At 65.5% G+C, this 18,948-nt stretch carries 18 protein-coding genes; 13 read left to right on the top strand and 5 right to left on the bottom strand.

Going from position 1 to position 18,948, the window contains the following annotated elements; all coding sequences use genetic code 11:
• The first annotated feature begins 112 nt into the window (after positions 1-112).
• From ACSQ1X_RS06205 to ACSQ1X_RS06180, 6 genes are all read left to right on the top strand, one after another.
• Positions 113-1,261, top strand: coding sequence for a 5-(carboxyamino)imidazole ribonucleotide synthase (locus ACSQ1X_RS06205; protein ID WP_436059278.1), 1,149 nt, complete (start codon positions 113-115; stop codon positions 1,259-1,261).
• Positions 1,258-1,851 (top strand): 5-(carboxyamino)imidazole ribonucleotide mutase, encoded by a 594-nt coding sequence (gene purE / locus ACSQ1X_RS06200; RefSeq protein WP_436057046.1) that lies wholly within the window; start codon positions 1,258-1,260, stop codon positions 1,849-1,851. Before ACSQ1X_RS06205 ends, purE begins: the two co-directional genes overlap by 4 nt.
• Before the next feature lie 7 nt (positions 1,852-1,858).
• Positions 1,859-3,493 (top strand): LCP family protein, encoded by a 1,635-nt coding sequence (locus tag ACSQ1X_RS06195; RefSeq protein WP_436057045.1) that lies wholly within the window; start codon positions 1,859-1,861, stop codon positions 3,491-3,493.
• Positions 3,494-3,547: 54 nt separating this feature from the next.
• Positions 3,548-4,798, top strand: a complete 1,251-nt coding sequence (gene manA / locus ACSQ1X_RS06190) for a mannose-6-phosphate isomerase, class I (RefSeq protein ID WP_436057044.1) — start codon at positions 3,548-3,550, stop codon at positions 4,796-4,798.
• Positions 4,799-4,802: 4 nt separating this feature from the next.
• Entirely contained in the window at positions 4,803-5,750 is a 948-nt protein-coding gene (locus tag ACSQ1X_RS06185; protein WP_436057043.1) for a lipid II:glycine glycyltransferase FemX, read from the top strand.
• Between the two features lie 209 nt (positions 5,751-5,959).
• A complete protein-coding gene (locus ACSQ1X_RS06180) occupies positions 5,960-6,910 on the top strand; it encodes a hypothetical protein (RefSeq protein ID WP_436057042.1) in 951 nt (316 codons plus the stop codon).
• Positions 6,911-6,971: 61 nt separating this feature from the next.
• Here the strand turns inward: ACSQ1X_RS06180 and glpX are convergent, their stop codons facing one another.
• A complete protein-coding gene (gene glpX / locus ACSQ1X_RS06175; RefSeq protein WP_028270439.1) occupies positions 6,972-7,994 on the bottom strand; it encodes a class II fructose-bisphosphatase in 1,023 nt (340 codons plus the stop codon).
• 210 nt (positions 7,995-8,204) lie between these two features.
• Between glpX and ACSQ1X_RS06170 the strand changes: the two genes are divergently transcribed.
• The 5 genes from ACSQ1X_RS06170 (at position 8,205) to ACSQ1X_RS06150 (ending at position 13,449) form a co-directional block, all read left to right on the top strand.
• Complete coding sequence (locus ACSQ1X_RS06170) at positions 8,205-8,894, top strand: DUF4245 domain-containing protein (RefSeq protein ID WP_436057041.1); 690 nt, start codon at positions 8,205-8,207, stop codon at positions 8,892-8,894.
• A 9-nt stretch (positions 8,895-8,903) separates the two neighbouring features.
• The gene (locus tag ACSQ1X_RS06165) at positions 8,904-9,518 is read left to right on the top strand and encodes a carbonic anhydrase (RefSeq protein WP_436057040.1); all 615 of its coding nucleotides are present in this window, start codon (positions 8,904-8,906) and stop codon (positions 9,516-9,518) included.
• Positions 9,519-9,605: 87 nt separating this feature from the next.
• Positions 9,606-11,027: a class II fumarate hydratase gene (locus tag ACSQ1X_RS06160; protein WP_055804037.1), complete on the top strand. Its 1,422-nt coding sequence runs from the start codon at positions 9,606-9,608 to the stop codon at positions 11,025-11,027.
• Positions 11,028-11,173: 146 nt separating this feature from the next.
• A complete protein-coding gene (locus ACSQ1X_RS06155; RefSeq protein WP_436057039.1) occupies positions 11,174-11,839 on the top strand; it encodes a TetR/AcrR family transcriptional regulator in 666 nt (221 codons plus the stop codon).
• Positions 11,836-13,449 (top strand): MDR family MFS transporter, encoded by a 1,614-nt coding sequence (locus ACSQ1X_RS06150; RefSeq protein WP_436057038.1) that lies wholly within the window; start codon positions 11,836-11,838, stop codon positions 13,447-13,449. Before ACSQ1X_RS06155 ends, ACSQ1X_RS06150 begins: the two co-directional genes overlap by 4 nt.
• Positions 13,450-13,475: 26 nt before the next feature.
• Here the strand turns inward: ACSQ1X_RS06150 and ACSQ1X_RS06145 are convergent, their stop codons facing one another.
• The gene (locus ACSQ1X_RS06145) at positions 13,476-13,958 is read right to left on the bottom strand and encodes an NUDIX hydrolase (protein ID WP_436057037.1); all 483 of its coding nucleotides are present in this window, start codon (positions 13,956-13,958) and stop codon (positions 13,476-13,478) included.
• Between the two features lie 36 nt (positions 13,959-13,994).
• Positions 13,995-14,555 (bottom strand): prepilin peptidase, encoded by a 561-nt coding sequence (locus ACSQ1X_RS06140; protein WP_436057036.1) that lies wholly within the window; start codon positions 14,553-14,555, stop codon positions 13,995-13,997.
• 58 nt (positions 14,556-14,613) lie between these two features.
• Here ACSQ1X_RS06140 and ACSQ1X_RS06135 point away from each other — a divergent pair, with 58 nt between their 5' ends.
• Positions 14,614-15,447, top strand: a complete 834-nt coding sequence (locus tag ACSQ1X_RS06135) for a hypothetical protein (RefSeq protein ID WP_436057035.1) — start codon at positions 14,614-14,616, stop codon at positions 15,445-15,447.
• A gap of 36 nt (positions 15,448-15,483) precedes the next feature.
• Complete coding sequence (locus tag ACSQ1X_RS06130) at positions 15,484-16,128, top strand: GNAT family N-acetyltransferase (RefSeq protein ID WP_436057034.1); 645 nt, start codon at positions 15,484-15,486, stop codon at positions 16,126-16,128.
• A gap of 187 nt (positions 16,129-16,315) precedes the next feature.
• On the opposite strand, the gene ACSQ1X_RS06125 is transcribed toward ACSQ1X_RS06130, so the two are convergent.
• On the bottom strand, positions 16,316-17,758 hold the full coding sequence (locus ACSQ1X_RS06125; RefSeq protein WP_436057033.1) for a PhoH family protein: 1,443 nt from the start codon (positions 17,756-17,758) through the stop codon (positions 16,316-16,318).
• Positions 17,759-18,051: 293 nt separating this feature from the next.
• A complete protein-coding gene (locus tag ACSQ1X_RS06120) occupies positions 18,052-18,813 on the bottom strand; it encodes an isoprenyl transferase (protein ID WP_436059277.1) in 762 nt (253 codons plus the stop codon).
• Between the last annotated feature and the right edge of the window lie 135 nt (positions 18,814-18,948).

Genomic DNA, 18,948 nt, shown 5'->3' with positions numbered 1-18,948 from the left:
CAAATTCCGGGCCGAAACGGTGGTGAAGCCCGGAACTCCCCTGCTCTTCTGTAGGCTGGTTCTTGTGACTTTTCCAGTAATAGGCGTAGTTGGCGGCGGCCAGCTTGCCCGCATGATGGCCCCCGCCGCAACGGCCCTGGGCTTTGAACTACGCGTCCTGGCCGAGGGCGAAGATGTGTCCGCGGTCTCCGCCGTGCCGACGTCGCCGGTAGGTGATTACAAGGACCTCGACGCCCTGCTGGAGTTTTCCCAGGGCCTCGACGTCATGACGTTTGATCACGAACACGTCCCGAACGACCACCTTCGTGCGCTGCAGGAGGCGGGCGTCAACGTGCAGCCCGGCCCCGACGCGCTGGTGCACGCACAGGACAAACTGGTGATGCGCGCCGCCATCGACCGGCTGGAGCTGCCGAACCCCGCGTGGGCCTCCGTTGCCGACGTCGATGCCCTGATTGCCTTTGGCGAGCAGACCGGCTGGCCGGTGGTGCTGAAGACGCCCCGCGGCGGCTATGACGGCAAAGGCGTCCGCATGGTCGGCTCGGCTGAGGAAGCCGCCGAAACCGCCGACTGGTTCGCGGCCATGACTCCCCTGCTGGCCGAGGCCAAGGTGGAATTCAGCCGCGAACTGTCCGCACTCGTCGCGAGGACGCCGAACGGTGAATCCCGCGCGTGGCCGGTGGTCCACACCATCCAGGTGGACGGCGTCTGCGACGAAGTGATCGCCCCCGCCCAGGACATCCCGCTCGAGGTGGCCGCGGCCGCGGAAGACGCGGCCATCCGCATCGCCAACGAACTGGGAGTCACCGGCGTCATGGCCGTGGAACTCTTCGAAACTCCCGGCGTCGGGTCCGGCTTCCTGATCAATGAACTCGCCATGCGTCCGCACAACACCGGCCACTGGACCCAGGACGGATCCGTCACGAGCCAGTTCGAACAGCACCTGCGCGCGGTACTGAACCTCCCGCTCGGCGCCACCGACGCCCTGGGGCCGATTGTTGTGATGAAGAACTTCCTCGGCGGAGACAACCAGGAACTGTTCTCGGCATATCCGCTGGCCATGGCGAGCGAGCCGGCCGCGAAAATCCACTGCTACGGCAAAGCCGTCCGGCCCGGAAGGAAGATCGGCCACGTCAACCTGGTGGGCGCAGCCGCTTCCGACGTCGATTCCGTCCGGCAGCGCGCCACTACCGTCGCCAACATCATCAGGGACGGCCGTGCTCCGGCCCGAACAGCACCAGGGAACTCCGAGGAGACCGTATGAGCACGCCTGCAGCAGCAATCCACCTGGCTGAAACCGACGCCGCGGCGCCGATCGTCGGCCTCGTGATGGGCTCCGACTCGGACTGGCCGGTCATGGAAGCCGCAGCCGAGGCCCTGGCCGAGTTCGGCATCCCGTTCGAAGCCGATGTGGTCTCGGCCCACAGGATGCCCACTGAAATGATCCGCTACGGCCAGACAGCCCACGAGCGGGGACTGCGCGTCATCATCGCCGGAGCCGGCGGCGCGGCCCACCTGCCCGGCATGCTGGCATCCGTCACCCCGCTGCCGGTCATCGGCGTCCCCGTCCCGCTGAAAACGCTGGACGGCATGGACTCGCTGCTGTCCATCGTCCAGATGCCCGCCGGAGTTCCGGTGGCCACGGTGTCGATCGCCGGCGCACGGAACGCCGGCCTGCTGGCCGTCCGCATCCTGGCCTCCGGCACAGACGACCTCGCCCTCCGCCTGCGCGATGACCTGATCGAGTTCGCGCAGGAACTCAACGACGTCGCCACCCGCAAGGGCGCGACGCTGCGGCACAAAGTGAGCGAAGTGTTCTCCGACGGCAACGTCGTTCTCCGGGGCAGCCGTTAGGAATCAGATGACCACCAGCCACTCCCGTCCCAAGGCACCGCAACCGGCTCTAACGGACCCCGTCCGCAATCCGGTGAATGCCCCGGCGCCCGTGAGGACCAAACGCGCGTTTGTCCTCCTGCTGCTGACCCTGTTCGTCCCCGGCAGCGCCCAGATCGTGGCCGGCGACCGCAAATTGGGAAGGATCGCCCTCCGCGTGACGCTGGGCGCATGGGGACTGGCGATCGTGGCACTGGTCCTGCTGCTGGTGAACCGCACGCTCCTGATTGGTATCCTCACCAACACGGTGGCTTCACTCCTGATCATCGTCATCCTCATCGCCCTCGCCATAGGCTGGGCCGCGCTGTTCGTCAACACCCTCAGGCTCATCCGGCCGGTCCTGCTGGCGCCCGGAATGCGGCCCATCGTGGGCGTCGCCCTGGTCCTGGCAATGGTGCTCAGCAGCGGCACGCTGGGCTACGCGGCCTACGTATTGAATGTGAGCCGGAACGCCATCGGCAGCATCTTCTCCGCCGGACCGGCCATTGATCCCGTGGACGGCCGCTACAACTTCCTGATGATGGGCGGCGACGCCGGAGACGACCGCACGGGCCGCCGTCCGGACAGCCTCTCCGTCCTCAGCGTCGACGCCAAGACGGGCCAGACCGCCATCATCTCGGTGCCGCGCAACCTGCAGAACGCACAGTTCAGCGAAGGCTCGCCGATGCGGCAGATCTACCCGGACGGCTACGACTGCGGCAACGAGTGCCTCATCAATGCCATCAACACCGAAGTGACCAACGAGCACGCCGACCTCTATCCCGGCGTCGCCGATCCCGGTGCCCAGGCCACCCTCGAAGCTGTCTCGGGCACGCTCGGCATCACCGTCCAGGCCTATGTCCTGGTGGACATGGACGGCTTCGCCAAGCTCATCGACGCCATGGGCGGCATCAGGATCAAGGCCGGCGGCTGGGTGCCGCTCAGCGGCGACATGGTGGATGAGGCCAACGGCATCCACGGGATGCCCACCGGCTGGATCGCGGCCGGCGATCAGCACCTGGACGGTTACCACGCACTCTGGTACGGACGCTCCCGCGAATTCGTTGACGATTACGCCCGCATCCAGCGTCAGCAGTGTGTTCAGCAGGCCATGCTGAAGCAGCTGGACCCGGCAACGCTGCTCGCCAAGTTCGAGGACATCGCCAATGCGGGCACGAAGGTGGTGGACTCCAACATTTCCGCCAGCCAGCTCGGCAGCTTTGTGGACCTGGCGATGAAGGCCAAGGGCAAGGAAGTCAGCCGCCTGACCATCGGACCACCTGACTTCGACGCATCGTTCTCGACCGTGCCGGACTTCGACCAGATCCACGAGAAGGTGGACCAGCTGTTGGCCGCACAGTCCGAAAAGTCGGCAGGTGCTGCCGGGGATTCCGCCGAAGGGGACAGCATCGTGCAGGCCGGAACGGCCCCAGGCCGTCTGATGGCGGCGGCGCCCCTGACGGCGCCGGCGCCATCGCCGTCGTCGTCGGACTTCACACCGGTGACCACCACCCCCGACGGCGAGCCGATCACCGAAGAGATGCTCAACCAGTTCAAGCGTGAGGGCAACGAGCAGGCGATCCGGGACCTTGTGGCCACGAACGGCCAGTGCCGCCCGCTCTGAGCGCCCACGCCCCTTCCGCCGCAACTGCTGCACTGAGACAAAGGACATCAGGCTTTGTACGAAATTAAGAATGTTCTCCGGCCTTATGCCTGGGGCTCCACCACGGCAATTGCCGGCCTGCTGGGCAGGCAGGCCTCCGGCGGTCCGGAAGCGGAACTGTGGGTTGGCGCCCACCCGGATTCGCCGTCCGTGGCACTTGCGGCCGACGGCGGTCCGCTGGCTTTGGATACGCTGATCAGCTCCGATCCGGGCCACCACCTGGGAAGCGCCAGCGTGGCGGAGTTCGGCCCGCGCCTGCCGTTCCTCCTCAAGGTCCTGGCCGCCGAGAGTCCACTGTCGCTGCAGGTCCACCCGACGCTGGAACAGGCACGGGCGGGCTTTGCCCGCGAGGAGGCTGCCGGCGTCGACCGTTCCGCGGCGGAGCGGAACTACAAAGATGACAACCATAAGCCGGAGATGATCTTTGCCCTGACGCCGTTCGAGGCGCTCTGCGGCTTCCGTCCGGCCGCGTCCACGCGCGCCCTCTTCGAGCACCTGGCCGCGTCCATGCGTGTGATGTCGCTGGAGGTTCCGCACGTGTTCCTCGACGTTGCCCAGGACCTCGCCGCGCCCGTGGAACACGATGCCCTGAAAGCCGCGTTCACCCGGCTCATCGGCGGCGGCCACGCCGTCTCGCACGCCGTGCGCGAACTTGTGGCAGCACTCAAGGCCGGGCTACCGATGTCCCCGTACCAGACCGAGCTGTCCACGGTGGTCAGCCTGCACGGCCACTACCCCGGCGATCCCGGAGTGCTCATCTCGCTGCTGCTGAACAGGATCTCGCTTGCCCCCGGCGAGGCTGTATACCTGCCGGCCGGCAATGTCCACGCGTACCTGCACGGCCTCGGCATCGAGGTCATGGCGTCGTCTGACAACGTGCTCCGTGGCGGGCTGACGCCGAAGTTCGTGGACGTTCCCGAACTGCTGGATACTGTGGAGTTCGAGTCCGTGGGCGTGCCAATGCTGGCCGCTGAGATGTCCGAGCTGGGCCAGGAACTCTACCGGCCCCCGTTCCGTGAATTCCAGCTGCAAAGGATCGAATTGGAGCCCGACGGCGGCCCCGTCCCGCTGGCACAGTCCGGCGCGGCTGTGATCATTGTGGTCTCCGGCTCCGTGCTCCTCGACTCCCCCAAGGGCGATCTCCATCTGGACCGCGGCGCGAGTGCGTTCCTTCCGGCCGCGGAGGCGCCGGTCAACGTGCACCCTGCAGCGGGCTCCGCGGGGACCGCCGTGGCCTTCGCCGTGACCACTGCCGCAGGGGCTTGATCCGGTGGAATACTTCCTGCAGACCCCGCAGTGGGCCGATGTCCAGCGTTCCCTCGGGCGCACGGTGCACGAACAGTCGGGTCCCGGCTGGAGCTTCCTCGCCGTGGAGGAGAAAAACCCGGCGGGCAAGGTGCTTTACGCCCCGTACGGCCCAATTGCTGATTCACTCGAAGCATTCGACGCCGCGTTGGCCGCCTTGGTGGCACTGGCACGCAAGTGCGGTGCGGCCTTCGTCCGGATCGAGCCGGTCCGCGCCGGATTTGAAAACGCGGCATCCGAAACCGTACTGCGCAGCCGCGGCCTGCGACCTGCTCCCGTCAACCAGCAGCCCGAGCTGAGCTGGATCGTGGACCTGGACCGGGACTTCAAGGAGGTCCTGGCCGGTATGAAGCCCGTCAACCGGAACCTCTACCGGAACATCCACAAAAAGGACGTGACCTTCCGGACGTCGCAGGATCCCGAAGAAATCCGCGTGCTGTTGAATTTCCTGCACATGACGGCCAAGCGGAGCGGATTCAAGCCGCAAAGCGATGAGTACCTCAGCCAGGTGGCCCGGTCCCTCATGCCTGCGGGCGCGGCCACGCTGTTCATCGCCGAACGCCACGGCGGCCCCATCGCCGCAGCTCTGGCCTACGATTCCGCCGACACCCGCACCTATGCGCACGCAGCCCTGGACGACTCACACCGGAAGCTCAGCGCGGGCATTCCGCTGCTGGTGACGCTCATGGCGGACGCCAAGGAGAAGGGCCTGAAGTACGTCGACCTGTGGGGCGTGGCACCGGAGGATCAGCCGAGCCACAAGTGGGCCGGGTTCACGGCGTTCAAGAAGTCCTTCGGCGGGCGCGAAATCGCCTACCCGGGCACCTGGGACCTGCCCGTGAAGAAACTCCGCTACGGCGCCTACCAGCTCGCCCGGAAGGCCCGCGAAAAGCTCCGCGCACTCCGCAGCTGACGCTGAACGCTCACGCGCTCTACCCAAGCGCGGACTGAGCGTGAACTTAGCGCGAACGGACACTTGCGGCCCTCCGCACGAGCGCGAACGGACACTTGCGGCCCTCCGCACGGGCAGCTTTGGGGCCTCAAATGTCCGTTCGCGCATAGCCGGGGAATCCGACCTGTGGATAACGGCTTGGCCCGGCCCCCGGCGTTGCAGACTGAAGCATGCTCAGAACGTCCCTGCCCAAGGAACTCCTCACGGGATCCTTTACCTCAACGACGGCCAGCGCACTAGGGGTGACCCGAAAGCGGCAGAGGCAACCCGACGTCGCCATACCTTCACGTGGCATCCGCGTCCCGTTTGAGGGAGTTCGCGGTCCGGCTGCAAGCGTCCGGGCATACACGGAGCTGGACAGCACTTCAGTCCTGACCCATGATTCCGGTGGCCGCATCTGGGAGTGCGCGTTGCCCGCCTGGATGCAGGAGGACTGGCGGATCCATGTGGCCAGGGAACGGAACGGCAGCAAACCGCGGCGGCACAACGTCGTCGGGCACCGCCTGACCTTCAAGGTTGGGGAAGTTGTGATGCACGACGGCGTCCGGGTCACCTCACCCGCGAGGACGTGGCTCGACCTCGCCTCGCTGATGAGCGTCGATGACCTCATCGCGGCCGGCGATTCGCTGGTCTGTGCCCATGGCACTGACTTCCCCAGGCCGAAGGAGGGCCTCTGCACCCTGGCCGAACTGCGCCGAATGGTCGGGGCCCATCCCGGAATGCGCGGAATGAAGACCGCAAGGCTTGCACTCTCTGAAATCCGTGTAGGCGCTGACTCTCCTCAGGAGACCCGGATGCGGCTGATCCTCTCCCGCTCCGGCCATGGCGAACCTGCACTCAACTACGTCATCAGGAACAGTTGGGGACAGCCGGCCGTGTGGCCGGATGCGGCCTATACGGAGCAACGGATCGCATTGCAGTACGACGGCGGCCACCACGCCGATCCGCTCCAAGTCGGCAGCGATCTTCGCCGCCATTCCCTGACAGAGCGGGCGGGCTGGCATGAAGTCAGGGTCTACAAGGAGGATCTCGAGGGAGACAAGCCGTTCGTGCTCGAGAAGGTGAGAGCGGCCATGACGCGCGGTATTGATCGGCAAACAAAAGCGCGAACGTACACTTGAGGCCCCGGGGTTGGGGGCCTCAAGTGTACGTTCGCGCTGAATGAAGCGGGTGAAGCAGGGGCTAGCTCTTGCGGGCGTAGCCTTCCCACTTGCTGGCCTGGTGCTCGCCGTCCACGAAGCGGATGGTGCCGGACTTGGACCGCATGACGATCGACTGGGTCAGGACCTTGTCCTTGGAGTAGCGCACGCCGCGGAGGAGGTCGCCGTCGGTGATGCCCGTGGCTGCGAAGTAGCAGTTGTCGCTGGAGACGAGGTCATTGGTGGACAGCACACGATCGAGGTCGTGCCCGGCGTCGATGGCCTTCTGCTTCTCGTCATCGCTCGTGGGCCAGAGGCGGCCCTGGATGACGCCGCCGAGGGATTTGATGGCGCACGCGGCGACGATGCCTTCCGGCGTCCCGCCGATGCCCATGAGCGCGTCCACGCCGGTACCGGAGCGGGCTGCGGCGATGGCGCCGGCAACGTCGCCGTCCATGATGAACTTGGTCCGTGCACCGGCTTCGCGGATTTCCTCCACGAGCGGGCGGTGGCGGTCCCGGTCCAGGATCATGACGTTCAGCTGGTTGACCTTCACGCCCTTCGCCTTGGCGATTAAGTGCAGGTTCTGCTTGACCGGGAGGCGCAGGTCAACCATGTCGGCAGCTTCCGGACCCGTGACGAGCTTCTCCATGTAGAACACGGCGGAAGGGTCGAACATGGAGCCGCGCTCTGCGACGGCGAGGACGGCGAGGGCGTTGTTGATGCCCAGGGCGGTCAGGCGGGTTCCGTCAATGGGGTCGACGGCGACATCACACTCGGGGCCGGTGCCGTCACCGACGTGCTCGCCATTGAAAAGCATGGGAGCTTCGTCCTTCTCGCCTTCACCGATAACCACAACGCCGTTGAAGTGGACGGTCTGCAGGAAGGAGCGCATGGCGTCGACTGCTGCGCCGTCAGCCTTGTTCTTGTCGCCGAAGCCAACCCAGTGGCCGCCGGCAATTGCCGCAGCTTCGGTGACGCGCACAAGTTCAAGGGCAAGGTTGCGGTCCGGTTCGTCAATGCCTACGGCAAGCGACGGCGAAATCGTGGAATACTGCTGGGTCATAGGCGCTGGTGACACGTGAACCTCTTCTTCGAGTGGCGATCATTGAACCCGTGCGGCCGGTACAGTCCGTCACGGTGATTCCTCTGTTACTGATCATAGTCGCGGCAGCATCCGAAGGTCATGGGATGACCGGCCCGTGATACCCGGCGTTTCCTCACCTCCGAATTGCAGGAATGTGAGAACGGCATTCACATGGGCGACTATAGAAGCGTGAGCGAAACGCAGGACAAGTCCACCCCCGACACCCAAACGGCCAGCACGGGCTCCCCCGCGGCCACCAACGGCACCCCCGATGCACCCGTCGTGAAGCCTGTTATCCGCGCGGCGGCGGCGAAAAGGGCCAATGCCTCAGTCATCGGCATGATCATCGCCCTGTTGGTGAGCGTCGCCGCGTTCCTCCCCATCGTGCTCATGAACCCGTCGCCCAAGACCGACGGTTACCGCCCGAATGTTAATGTCAGCGCCGTGGCCCAGAACGCCTCCGGTGTGGCGGGATTCACACCCGTGGCACCCGAGACCGGCGACACATTCAGTCCGAATTACGCCCGCTGGGAGTCCGGCGCCGGCAGCGGCGTGCCGACGTGGGAGGTCGGATACCTCACTCCGAAGGAATCCTTCATCGGCCTCGTCCAGACTGCCCAGGCGAACCCGACCTGGTTGCTCCAGCAGACTAACAATGCCCCGGTCACGGGCAGCCGCAACGCCGGCGGCCTGGACTGGGAACTCCGCGACACCGGCAAAGGCGAGCGAAGCATGGTCCTCGTCCACAAGGGAACCACCGTCATCCTGACCGGCACCGCGCAACTCGACGAGTTCGCCGTCCTGGCGGACGCCGTCGTGAAGTCCATGGAAAGTAACGCTGCCGCCACGGTTTCACCCTCGGCCACACCTTCACCGTAAAGTGGCCCCGTGGCTACTTACTTGACTCCCGCGCTGGCTTGGCGACGACTGCGCGAAGGAAATGAACGCTTTGTCGCCGGAGAATCCTCCCACCCCAACCAGGACGCATCACGCCGTTCCTCGCTGGTGGAGAACCAGCACCCGTTCGCGGTGATCTTCGGCTGCTCGGATTCCCGCCTCGCCGCTGAAATCATCTTCGACCTCGGCCTGGGCGACGCATTCGTTGTCCGCACGGCCGGGCAGGTCATCGACGACGCCGTGCTGGGCTCACTGGAGTACAGCATCGGTGTGCTGGGTGTGCCGCTGATCGTGGTCCTTGGCCATGACAGCTGCGGCGCAGTCAGTGCCACCAAGGACGCCGTCGAGACAGGCAAGATGCCCGTGGGATTCATCCGCGACCTCGTGGAGCGGATCACGCCGTCTGTGCTGACCTCGTTGCGCAACAACGAAACCGAAGTCAACGACATGGTGGTGGAGCACGTGAAGCAGACCTCACAGCGGCTCGTGGACAGCTCCCGTGTGATTTCCAGCGCAATTGAAACCGGACGCGCAGCGGTGATCGGCCTCTCCTACAGCCTCAAAGAGGGCCGGGCGGACCTCGTTTCGGGCATCGGCGAACTCTAAGTCCCCGTTGTGCGGGCGTCCGCCCGCCGCCCGACTCAAGCGCTTCACGGTTTCAGCCAAGGCCGCCAATCGCCCTAAGCTAGCCCCATGACTTCCACTGAAGAATTCCGCATTGAACATGACACGATGGGCGAAGTCCGCGTCCCCGTGAACGCCCTGTACCGTGCCCAGACGCAGCGTGCAGTTGAAAACTTCCCCATTTCCGGCAAAACCCTGGAACGCGCGCACATCGAGGCCCTCGCACGGGTCAAGAAGGCTGCAGCCCAGGCCAACGCAGAACTTGGAGTGCTCGACGGCGAGCTGGCCAAGGCGATCGCGGACGCCGCTGATGAGGTTGCTGCCGGGAAGTACGACGGCGACTTCCCCATCGACGTCTTCCAGACCGGCTCCGGCACGTCCTCCAACATGAACACCAACGAGGTCATCGCCGAGCTTGCCACCCGCGCACTCAAGGCCGCCGGAAGCGACAAAGTTGTCCACCCGAACGACCACGTCAACGCTTCGCAGTCCTCCAACGACGTTTTCCCCACCTCCGTCCACGTCGCCGCGACCTCCGCGCTGATCAACGACCTCATCCCGGCCCTCGGCTACCTGGCCGACTCGCTGGACCGCAAGTCCGTCGAGTTCAAGGACGTCGTGAAGTCCGGCCGCACGCACCTCATGGATGCCACGCCGGTGACGCTGGGCCAGGAGTTCGGCGGCTACGCAGCACAGGTCCGCTACGGCATCGAGCGCATCAACGCCTCGCTCCCCCGCGTGGCCGAAGTTCCCCTCGGCGGAACCGCCGTGGGCACCGGAATCAACACGCCGGCCGGCTTCCCGGAACGCGTCATCGAACTGCTGGCCACCGACACCGGCCTGCCCCTGACCGAGGCCCGCGACCACTTCGAAGCCCAGGCCAACCGCGACGGCCTCATCGAAGCCTCCAGCCAGCTGCGCAACATCGCGATCTCCTTCATGAAGATCAACAACGACCTCCGCTGGATGGGCTCGGGCCCCAACACCGGGCTCGGCGAAATCGCCATCCCGGACCTGCAGCCGGGCTCCTCGATCATGCCGGGCAAGGTCAACCCCGTCATCTGCGAGGCGTCCATCATGGTCTGCGCCCAGGTCATCGGCAACGACACGGCCATCGCCTGGTCCGGCACCAACGGCGCCTTCGAGCTGAACGTGGGCATCCCCGTCATGGCCGCCAACCTGCTCGAATCCGTCCGCCTGCTGGCCAACACCAGCCGCGTCATGGCCGACAAGATGATCGACGGCATTACCGCCAACGTGGAGCGCGCCCGTTTCCTCGCCGAGGCCTCGCCGTCCATCGTCACCCCGCTGAACAAGTTCATCGGCTATGAGAACGCCGCCAAAATCGCCAAGAAGGCTGTCGCCGAGGGCCTCACCATCCGCGAGACCGTCGTCGCCATGGGCTTCCTGGAGCGCGGCGAGCTGACCGAAGAGCAGCTGGACACCGCCCTGGACGTTATGTCCATGACCCGCCCGCCGCACAAGGCATAGTTTCCAAGACGTACGACGGCGGCCGCCCACCTTCCCAGCGAAGGCGGGCGGCCGCCGTCGTTTAAGGGAGCCGTCGCGGTTGGGGCCGGAAGTGTCCGCTCGCGCTAAAATTGCACTAATCATTGATTGGTGCAAAACTTTACTTTGTGAATAATAGTGCAATAAGCGACGGCGGGCTCCGCGAACGCAAGCGGGCCGCAACGCGTGCGGCGATCACCGCCGTCGCGCGCAAGCTGACCGCCGAACGCGGGCTCAACGGCTACACCGTTGAAGAAGTCTGCGAGCAGACGGATATCTCACGCCGCACGTTCTTCAACTACTTCCCCACGAAGGAAGACGCCATCCTTGGTCACGTGGACGACGAAATTCCCGGCGACGTCATCGCCGGCTTCATCCACGGCGGCGAGTCCTCCGCGCCCGGCGAAATCTCCGCCACGCTGTTCCAGGACCTCATCGAACTCTCGTTGAAGCTATCCGAAAACATGGCCGCCTCCGAAGAGGAAACCCGGCAGCTGATCGGGGTCATCAAAAAGGAACCCCAGCTCATGCTGAGGATCATCGGCGCCACTGAGGAACGCGAGGCGGAGTTCGCCCGCGTCCTGGCCATCCGCGAAGGTGTGGAGCCTGACCACCCGGTGGTCCAGATGGCCGTTGTCCTGCTGGGCAATATCGCCCGCAAGAGCAGCATGGCCTATTTCTCCGATGGCAACACCCGTCCTTACCAGGAACTGTTGCTGGAGAACGTCGCAGCCGCCCGCCAGCTCTTTTCCCTCCCCTTTGAAGAACCCGTACCCGCAGAAGGACGCCCATGAGCACCGCCGTCAGTCCCAAGGCAGCCGAGCCGCTGCTGCTGACCCAGAAACGCATCTGGATCATTTTTTCCGCCCTCATCGCCGGCATGCTGCTTTCCAGCCTTGACCAGACCATCGTCTCCACCGCCATGCCCACCATCGTGGGGAAGCTCGGCGGAGTGGAACACCAGGCCTGGATCACCACCGCCTACCTGCTGGCCACCACCATCGTCATGCCCATTTACGGCAAGTTCGGTGACGTGCTGGGCCGCCGCAACCTGTTCCTCGTGGCCATTGCCCTGTTCACCCTCGCTTCCGTCGGCTGCGCCTTCGCCACCGACTTCTGGGGCTTCGTGGTCTTCCGTGCCATCCAGGGCCTGGGCGGCGGCGGACTCATGATCCTCTCGCAGGCCATCATCGCGGACATCGTCCCTGCCAAGGACCGCGGCAAGTACATGGGCCCGCTGGGCGCTATCTTCGGCCTCTCCGCCGTCGCCGGCCCGCTGCTGGGCGGCTACTTTGTGGACCACCTCACCTGGGAATGGGCCTTCTACATCAACATCCCCATCGGCATTGCGGCCTTCGCCATTGCGTGGTTCACCTTGACGCTGCCGAACAAGAAGGCCGAAAAGCGGATCGACATCCCAGGCGTGCTGTTGCTCTCTGCCGCAACCACCTGCCTGATCTTCTTCACGGACTTCGGCGGCAAGAAAGACGAGGGCTGGGATTCGCCGCTGACCTGGGCATTCGGCGCCGGGCTGGTGGTGGCCGCTGCCGCCTTTGTGATGGTGGAACGCCGCGCCGAGGATCCCATCATCCCGCTGGGCCTGTTCAAGAACCGCATCTTTGTGAACTCGACTGCCATCGGCTTCACCCTGGGCCTGGGCATGTTCGCCGCCATCGCGTTTGTCCCGACGTTCCTGCAGATGTCCTCCGGGACCTCCGCCGCGGAATCCGGCCTGCTGATGCTGCCCATGATGGCGGGCCTGATGGGCATGGCCATCTACTCGGGCATCCGGATCTCCAAGACCGGCAAGTACAAGATGTTCCCGATCATGGGCGCCGCCCTCACCATGGCAGCCATGCTGTGGCTGACCACGCTCACGGCGGACACGCCCATTTGGGTCATCTGCGTCCAGCTCTTCGTTTTCGGCGCCGGCCTGGGCTCCATCATGCAGGTGATTGTCCTGGTGGTGCAGAACTCCGTGCCCGCGGAGCAGATCGGCACGGCCACCAGCACGAACAACTACTTCCGCGAAGTGGGTGCATCGCTGGGCGTGGCCGTGTTCGGATCCATCTTCACCTCCCGGCTTGCCGAGGCCCTGACCAAGGCGTTCACCGGGGCCGGCGCCTCCGCCGACCAGGCGGCGCAGTCCACCCAGACCCTCGATCCGCAGGCCCTGAGCCAGCTCCCGGAACAGCTCCGGGACGCCATCGTGAACGCCTACGCAGATTCGCTGGCGCCGGTGTTCTGGTACCTGCTGCCGTTCCTCGGGATTGCGCTGATCCTCGCGCTGACCCTGAAGCAGATCCCGCTCTCCGACACCGCCGGAATGGTGGCCCGGGGCGAGGCTGTGGGTGGCGAGGAGGCAGAACGCCTCGAGGCTGAACGCCAGTCCGCCTCAGTCTAGGAAGCCGCGCTGGAGGGACTCCCTCATCAGGGAGTCCCTCCGGGTTCGTAGTGGACGGCGTCCTCGGGCAGCAGCGCCCGCCGGATGCACTCGAGGTCGCCGGGCCTGATGTCCGGAAGTCCCTCCAGCGGAAACCAGCCGACGGCGAGGGACTCGTCGTCGTTCACGCGTGCTTCACCGGACACATGGCGGCAGCGGAACACAATATCCAGGAAGTCGCACACGTCGCCGTTGGGGAAGGTGACCGGACCGACGACGCCGACCGACACCATGCGCTCCGTTTCGGCCACGACGGCTGTCTCCTCGAAGATCTCCCGCACGAGTCCGGGAGCAGGGTGTTCCCCCGGCTCCAGCATGCCCGAGATCAGCGCCCACCGTCCGTTGTCAGAGCGCTGGCCCAGCAGGACGTGGCCGTCGTCGTTGAAGACCACCCCGCGAACCGCGGGAATCCATAACGGATCATGGCCGATTTTTTCGCGAAGCTTGAGGACGAATTCAGGTGCTGGCATCCCTTCAGCCTAGCGGCAGCAACGCTTGCGCAGCCCTCAGGCCGCAGGCAGGAGCAGCATGGCTGCGGCCGTACCTGCCAGCATAAACGGGCCGAAGGGGATGTCCGATTTGAGGGTGCCGCGGCGGGCAGCCAGCAGGCCCAGGCTCCAGAGACCGCCCAGGAGGAAGGCGGCGAAGGTTCCGGCGAACACGTGTCCCCAGCCGAGGTAGCCAAGGTACAGGCCCAGCACACCCGCAAGTTTCACGTCGCCGAATCCCATCCCGGGCGGATAAACCATGCGCAGGATGAAGTAGAACAGCCACAGCACGGCTCCCCCGGCAAGGATGCGTCCGCCCGGGAGCCCGAAAAGCCGGGCGGCGCCGTCGGGCACTGCCGAGGCGTCTGCACCGGCAGCGAGGACGGCGACAACCGCCGCCAGCAGGAGCACGCCGCCCACGGCGTAGGACGGGAACACAATCCTGTTCGGCAGCAGGTGGTGCCTGACATCGATGACCGTAAGCCGCACCGCCATCACTCCGTAGTAGGCACAGGCGGCCAGCACCAGCCAGAACCCCAGCGGGGTGGATTGCCAAAGTTCGCCCAGTCGTTGGATCACTCTCGGATGCTACTGGATTTTCCCGACCCGCCGCGGAGCCCGCGCGTAAACTGTGGATATGTCGACATGGGACGCGAGGCGCCAGGGGGAAGCCGGTCAACAGACCAGACCGCCGGACATGGCCGCAAAGTTCCGGAACCTGTGCCGTTCCTCTCCCTGGAAGTGGCAGAGCCTCCGTTTTGAGTATGTGGACCGCCCCGTTCCGGACACCTCAAACCCCGGCACCGCAGATCCGGGCGCCGAAAACCCGGACCCGGACAACACCGTTCGTGCGTGGCTGCGCCGGCCCGGCGCCCTCCGCCTGGAGTCCTCGTCCGGCGTGGTACTGCACAGCACCACCGGCATCAACGACTCCAAAGACGGCTTCTACGTCAGCTCCACCAGGAAGTCGTGGCTCCTGCCGCCGCAGCTGGTCACCCCCGTGTATGACGACGGCGGGCTGGTCCGGCGCCGCCCGGAGGCCGCCTACGGCGAACCGTGCTTCGGAAACGGCCGCTTTGCCGCAGCGCTGGATCCGGTGGAGCTGGCAGGCAACGCCCCCGTTCCCATCGAATTCCCTAACACCAACGCCGTGGAGCTCGGCCCCATCACCGAGGTGGACCATCAGGGCCGCCCCGCTCTGGAAGCCGTCGTGACTCCCAATGCCGCCTACCGGCCCTCAGACCCCTTGGCGCCGCTGTGCGGACCGGGACGGAACCTGATCCGCATCGATGTCGGCACCGGTGTCTGCGTGCTAAGCCGCTCGCTGGAGAACGAATCGGCAGGTCTTGGCCATTGGCTCAGGATCCTCGGCGTGGATGAGTACATGCTTGATGACCTGTTCCTCGCAGAATCCATGAACCTCACCGACGTGCGCCGCCACATCAGCTGGGACATTTCGCGGGGCGTGTGACTGGCTGCGCACGGGCCCCACGGCTAAGCTTCCCTGATGACTGAGCCCGCCACCTTCTGGCCCCCGTTCGCCCTCACCCTGACCACGCCCCGCCTTGCCCTCCGGCCCATTCGTGATGAGGACATCCCGGCCGCGGTGCAGGCGGCGCTGAGCGGCATCCACGATCCCGGCCACAGTCCGTTCAGCAGGCCCTGGGCAGAATCCCCTGCCGAGGAGCTGGGTCCCAACATGGCGCAGTGGTACTGGCGATGCCGGGCCGGAGTCTCCCCTGAAGCCTGGACGCTCCTGCTCGGCATCTGGCACGACGGCGGGTTCATCGGCTGCCAGGACATCGAGGCCAAGGATTTCGCGACGCTCAAGACGGTCACCACCGGTTCCTGGCTCACGAAAGCGGCGCAGGGCAAGGGCTTCGGCAAGGAGATGCGGGCCGCCGTCGTGAGCTATGCCTTCGATCATCTGAAAGCGGATGTCGCGGAGTCCGAGGCAGCCGCCTGGAACGAAAAATCCCTGGGCGTCTCCCGCTCCCTCGGCTACGAACTGAACGGCGTCACCAGGGCCTCCTGGGGCGGCAAGGTGGAGGAGGTCCAGAAGGTCCGAGTCACCCCGGCCACCTTCAAACGCCCCGACTGGACGCTGAAGGTAGAAGGCCACGAAGCCACGGCCAAGTTCCTGGGACTCTAACGGCTGAGTGCCTGAGGCGACACGCCCACCTGCCCGGTCGCGGTCCTTCGCGTAGGAGCGCATCGCGGCGCATCGGACCCCGGAGGTCGCCCAGCGACCGAAGCGGGTCCCTATGCGCTGTGTCTAAGCGACGGCGAAGGGCCGTGGCCGGGCAACCCGGCAACGGCCCTTCACTCAAGCATTCCGCCTAGATTTCCGCCCCTTCCAGCAGTTCGGTGACGAGTGCCGCGATCGGCGAGCGCTCCGAGCGGGTGAGGGTGATGTGCCCGAAGAGCGGGTGTCCCTTGAGGGTTTCGACGACGGCGGCAACGCCGTCGTGCCGGCCCACCCGGAGGTTGTCGCGCTGGGCGACATCGTGGGTCAGGACGATCTTCGAGTTCTGGCCGATCCGGCTCATTACCGTCAGGAGGACGTTCTTTTCCAGGGACTGCGCCTCATCGACGATCACGAACGCATCGTGGAGCGAGCGGCCGCGGATATGGGTCAGCGGCATGACTTCGAGCATGCCGCGGTCCATGACTTCCTCGACGACCTCCTGGCTGACCAGGGCTCCGAGGGTGTCAAAGACGGCCTGCGCCCAGGGGTTCATTTTCTCCGCTTCGGATCCCGGCAGGTAGCCGAGCTCCTGCCCGCCCACCGCGTAGAGCGGCCGGAAGACGATCACCTTGCGGTGTTCGCGGCGTTCCAGCACGGCTTCGAGGCCCGCGCAGAGTGCCAGCGCCGACTTGCCGGTGCCGGCCCGGCCGCCGATCGACACGATGCCCACGGACGGATCCATCAGCATGTCGATGGCCAGCCGCTGCTCCGCGGAACGTCCGTGGAGTCCGAAGACGTCCCGGTCCCCCTTGACCAGGCGGACCTGCTTATCCGCCCCCACGCGCCCCAGGGCGGAGCCCCGGTTAGATAGCAGCACCAGTCCGGTGTTGACGGGCAACTCTGCTGCGGCCGGGATAAAGACGGGCTCGTGGCCGTACAGGGTGGAGACGTCCTCCTCGCTTGCCTCCACTTCGGCCATGCCGGTCCAGCCGGAGTCCTTCACGAGTTCGTTGCGGTACTCGTCGGCGAGGAGCCCCATGGCGGATGCCTTGACGCGCATCGGCAGGTCCTTGGACACCACCGTGACGTTACGGCCCTCGTTGGCGAGGTTCTTCGCGACGGCGAGGATGCGGCTGTCGTTGTCCCCTCCGCGGAACCCGGCGGGGAGCACCTCGGTGGAGATATGGTTCATTTCCACCATCAGCGTGCCGCCGTCTTCGCCCAGCGGGATGGGCCGGTCAAGTCCGCCGTGCTGAACCCGGAGGTCGTCCAGGAGGCGGAGGGCCTTACGGGCGAAGTAGCCCAGTTCGGGGTCATGCCTCTTGCCCTCAAGCTCCGTGATGACCACGATCGGCACAATGACTTCGTGCTCCGCGAACCGCAGCAGGGCGCGGGGGTCCGAGAGCAACACCGAGGTGTCGATGACAAAGCTCCACAAGGTGTCATCCGCCGCAGCACTGCCGCCGGATACAGCAAGACCGGCCGCAGCGTCATAGTTCGCTGCACCGGTCTGTGAGGTGGCTCGCGCGGTGCGAGAGGTAGCTTTCTCTCCCTGGTCGGAAATGACGTCGGGCAGGTGTTCAGAAATAGCCACATCGACTCCAGCCCCGGGGCGCACGCCCGGATAATTTATAGGTGAGGCGGAGCGGCCACGAGGCCGGTTCCGGCCTCCCATACATCCGGTGCGAACATTCGCTCCATGTACTGGCCTCCCCGATTAGCGGGCAGTGTGCCTGCTAATGGATTCAACGTAATTCCCCGCCGCTTTGTTTCCCAAACTATTTCGCGGCGATTCTTGTTGCGATCACGTGAATTCCACGTGAACCGGCCCTGAGCGGGCGCTGTTCCAGGTGTCCGGGCTTCCAGCCGGGCTGCAGGCGCGGGGCTTCAGGAGCCGAAGCGCCGCTGCCGGCCGGCGTAATCGCGCAATGCCCGCAGGAAGTCCACCTTGCGGAAGGCGGGCCAGAGCGCCTCGCAGAAGTAGAACTCGCTGTAGGCGCTCTGCCACATCAGGAAACCGGACAGCCGCTGCTCACCCGATGTGCGGATCACCAGGTCCGGGTCCGGCTGTCCGCGGGTGTACAGGAACCGCGAGATGTCGTCGACCGTGAGGTCGTCCGCCAGCTTGCCGATGTCCTTGCCCCCGGCCACGGCATCATGGAGGAGCTCCCGGACGGCGTCCACGATTTCGCGGCGTCCGCCGTAGCCCACTGCCACGTTGACATGGAGTTTTTCATGGGCCGGCGTCCGCGCCGTCAGATTGTTGAGCCGTTCGGCCAGGTAATCGGGAAGCAACTCCGGCGCGCCCATGGCGTGGACGGAGATGTCCTCGTCCTCGTCCAGCCGGTCCAGGGTGTTCGCAATGATGCCCATCAGCAGGTCCAGCTCTTCACCGGAGCGGCTCATGTTGTCGGTGGAGAGCATGTACAGCGTGACCACTTTGACGCCGAGTTCCTGGCACCAGCCGAGGAACTCATGGATTTTGTCAGCGCCCGCCTGGTGTCCCTGGCTGGTGGGCGCGTTGAACTGTTTGGCCCAGCGGCGGTTGCCGTCCACCATCACGCCGATGTGTTTGGGGATGCGGTCCTTGTCCAGCGAGCGCAGGAGCCTGCGTTCGTAGAAGCCATAGAGGATCCCGGGCAACTCCATCCGGAGACTCACCTGACTTCCTTGATGTACGACGGCGGTGCATTCCTAGGCTACCCGCCCGCAACGGCGGCGGGGTGCACGAGGACTTCCGATTCCGGCCCATCCACTGGTTACTCATCAGTAACTTACTGGAAC

Origin of the sequence: Arthrobacter sp. LjRoot78 (genome assembly GCF_964254335.1) — a bacterium.
Classification (GTDB): Bacteria; Actinomycetota; Actinomycetes; order Actinomycetales; family Micrococcaceae; genus Arthrobacter.
This window is presented reverse-complemented; position numbering and strand designations above follow the sequence as displayed.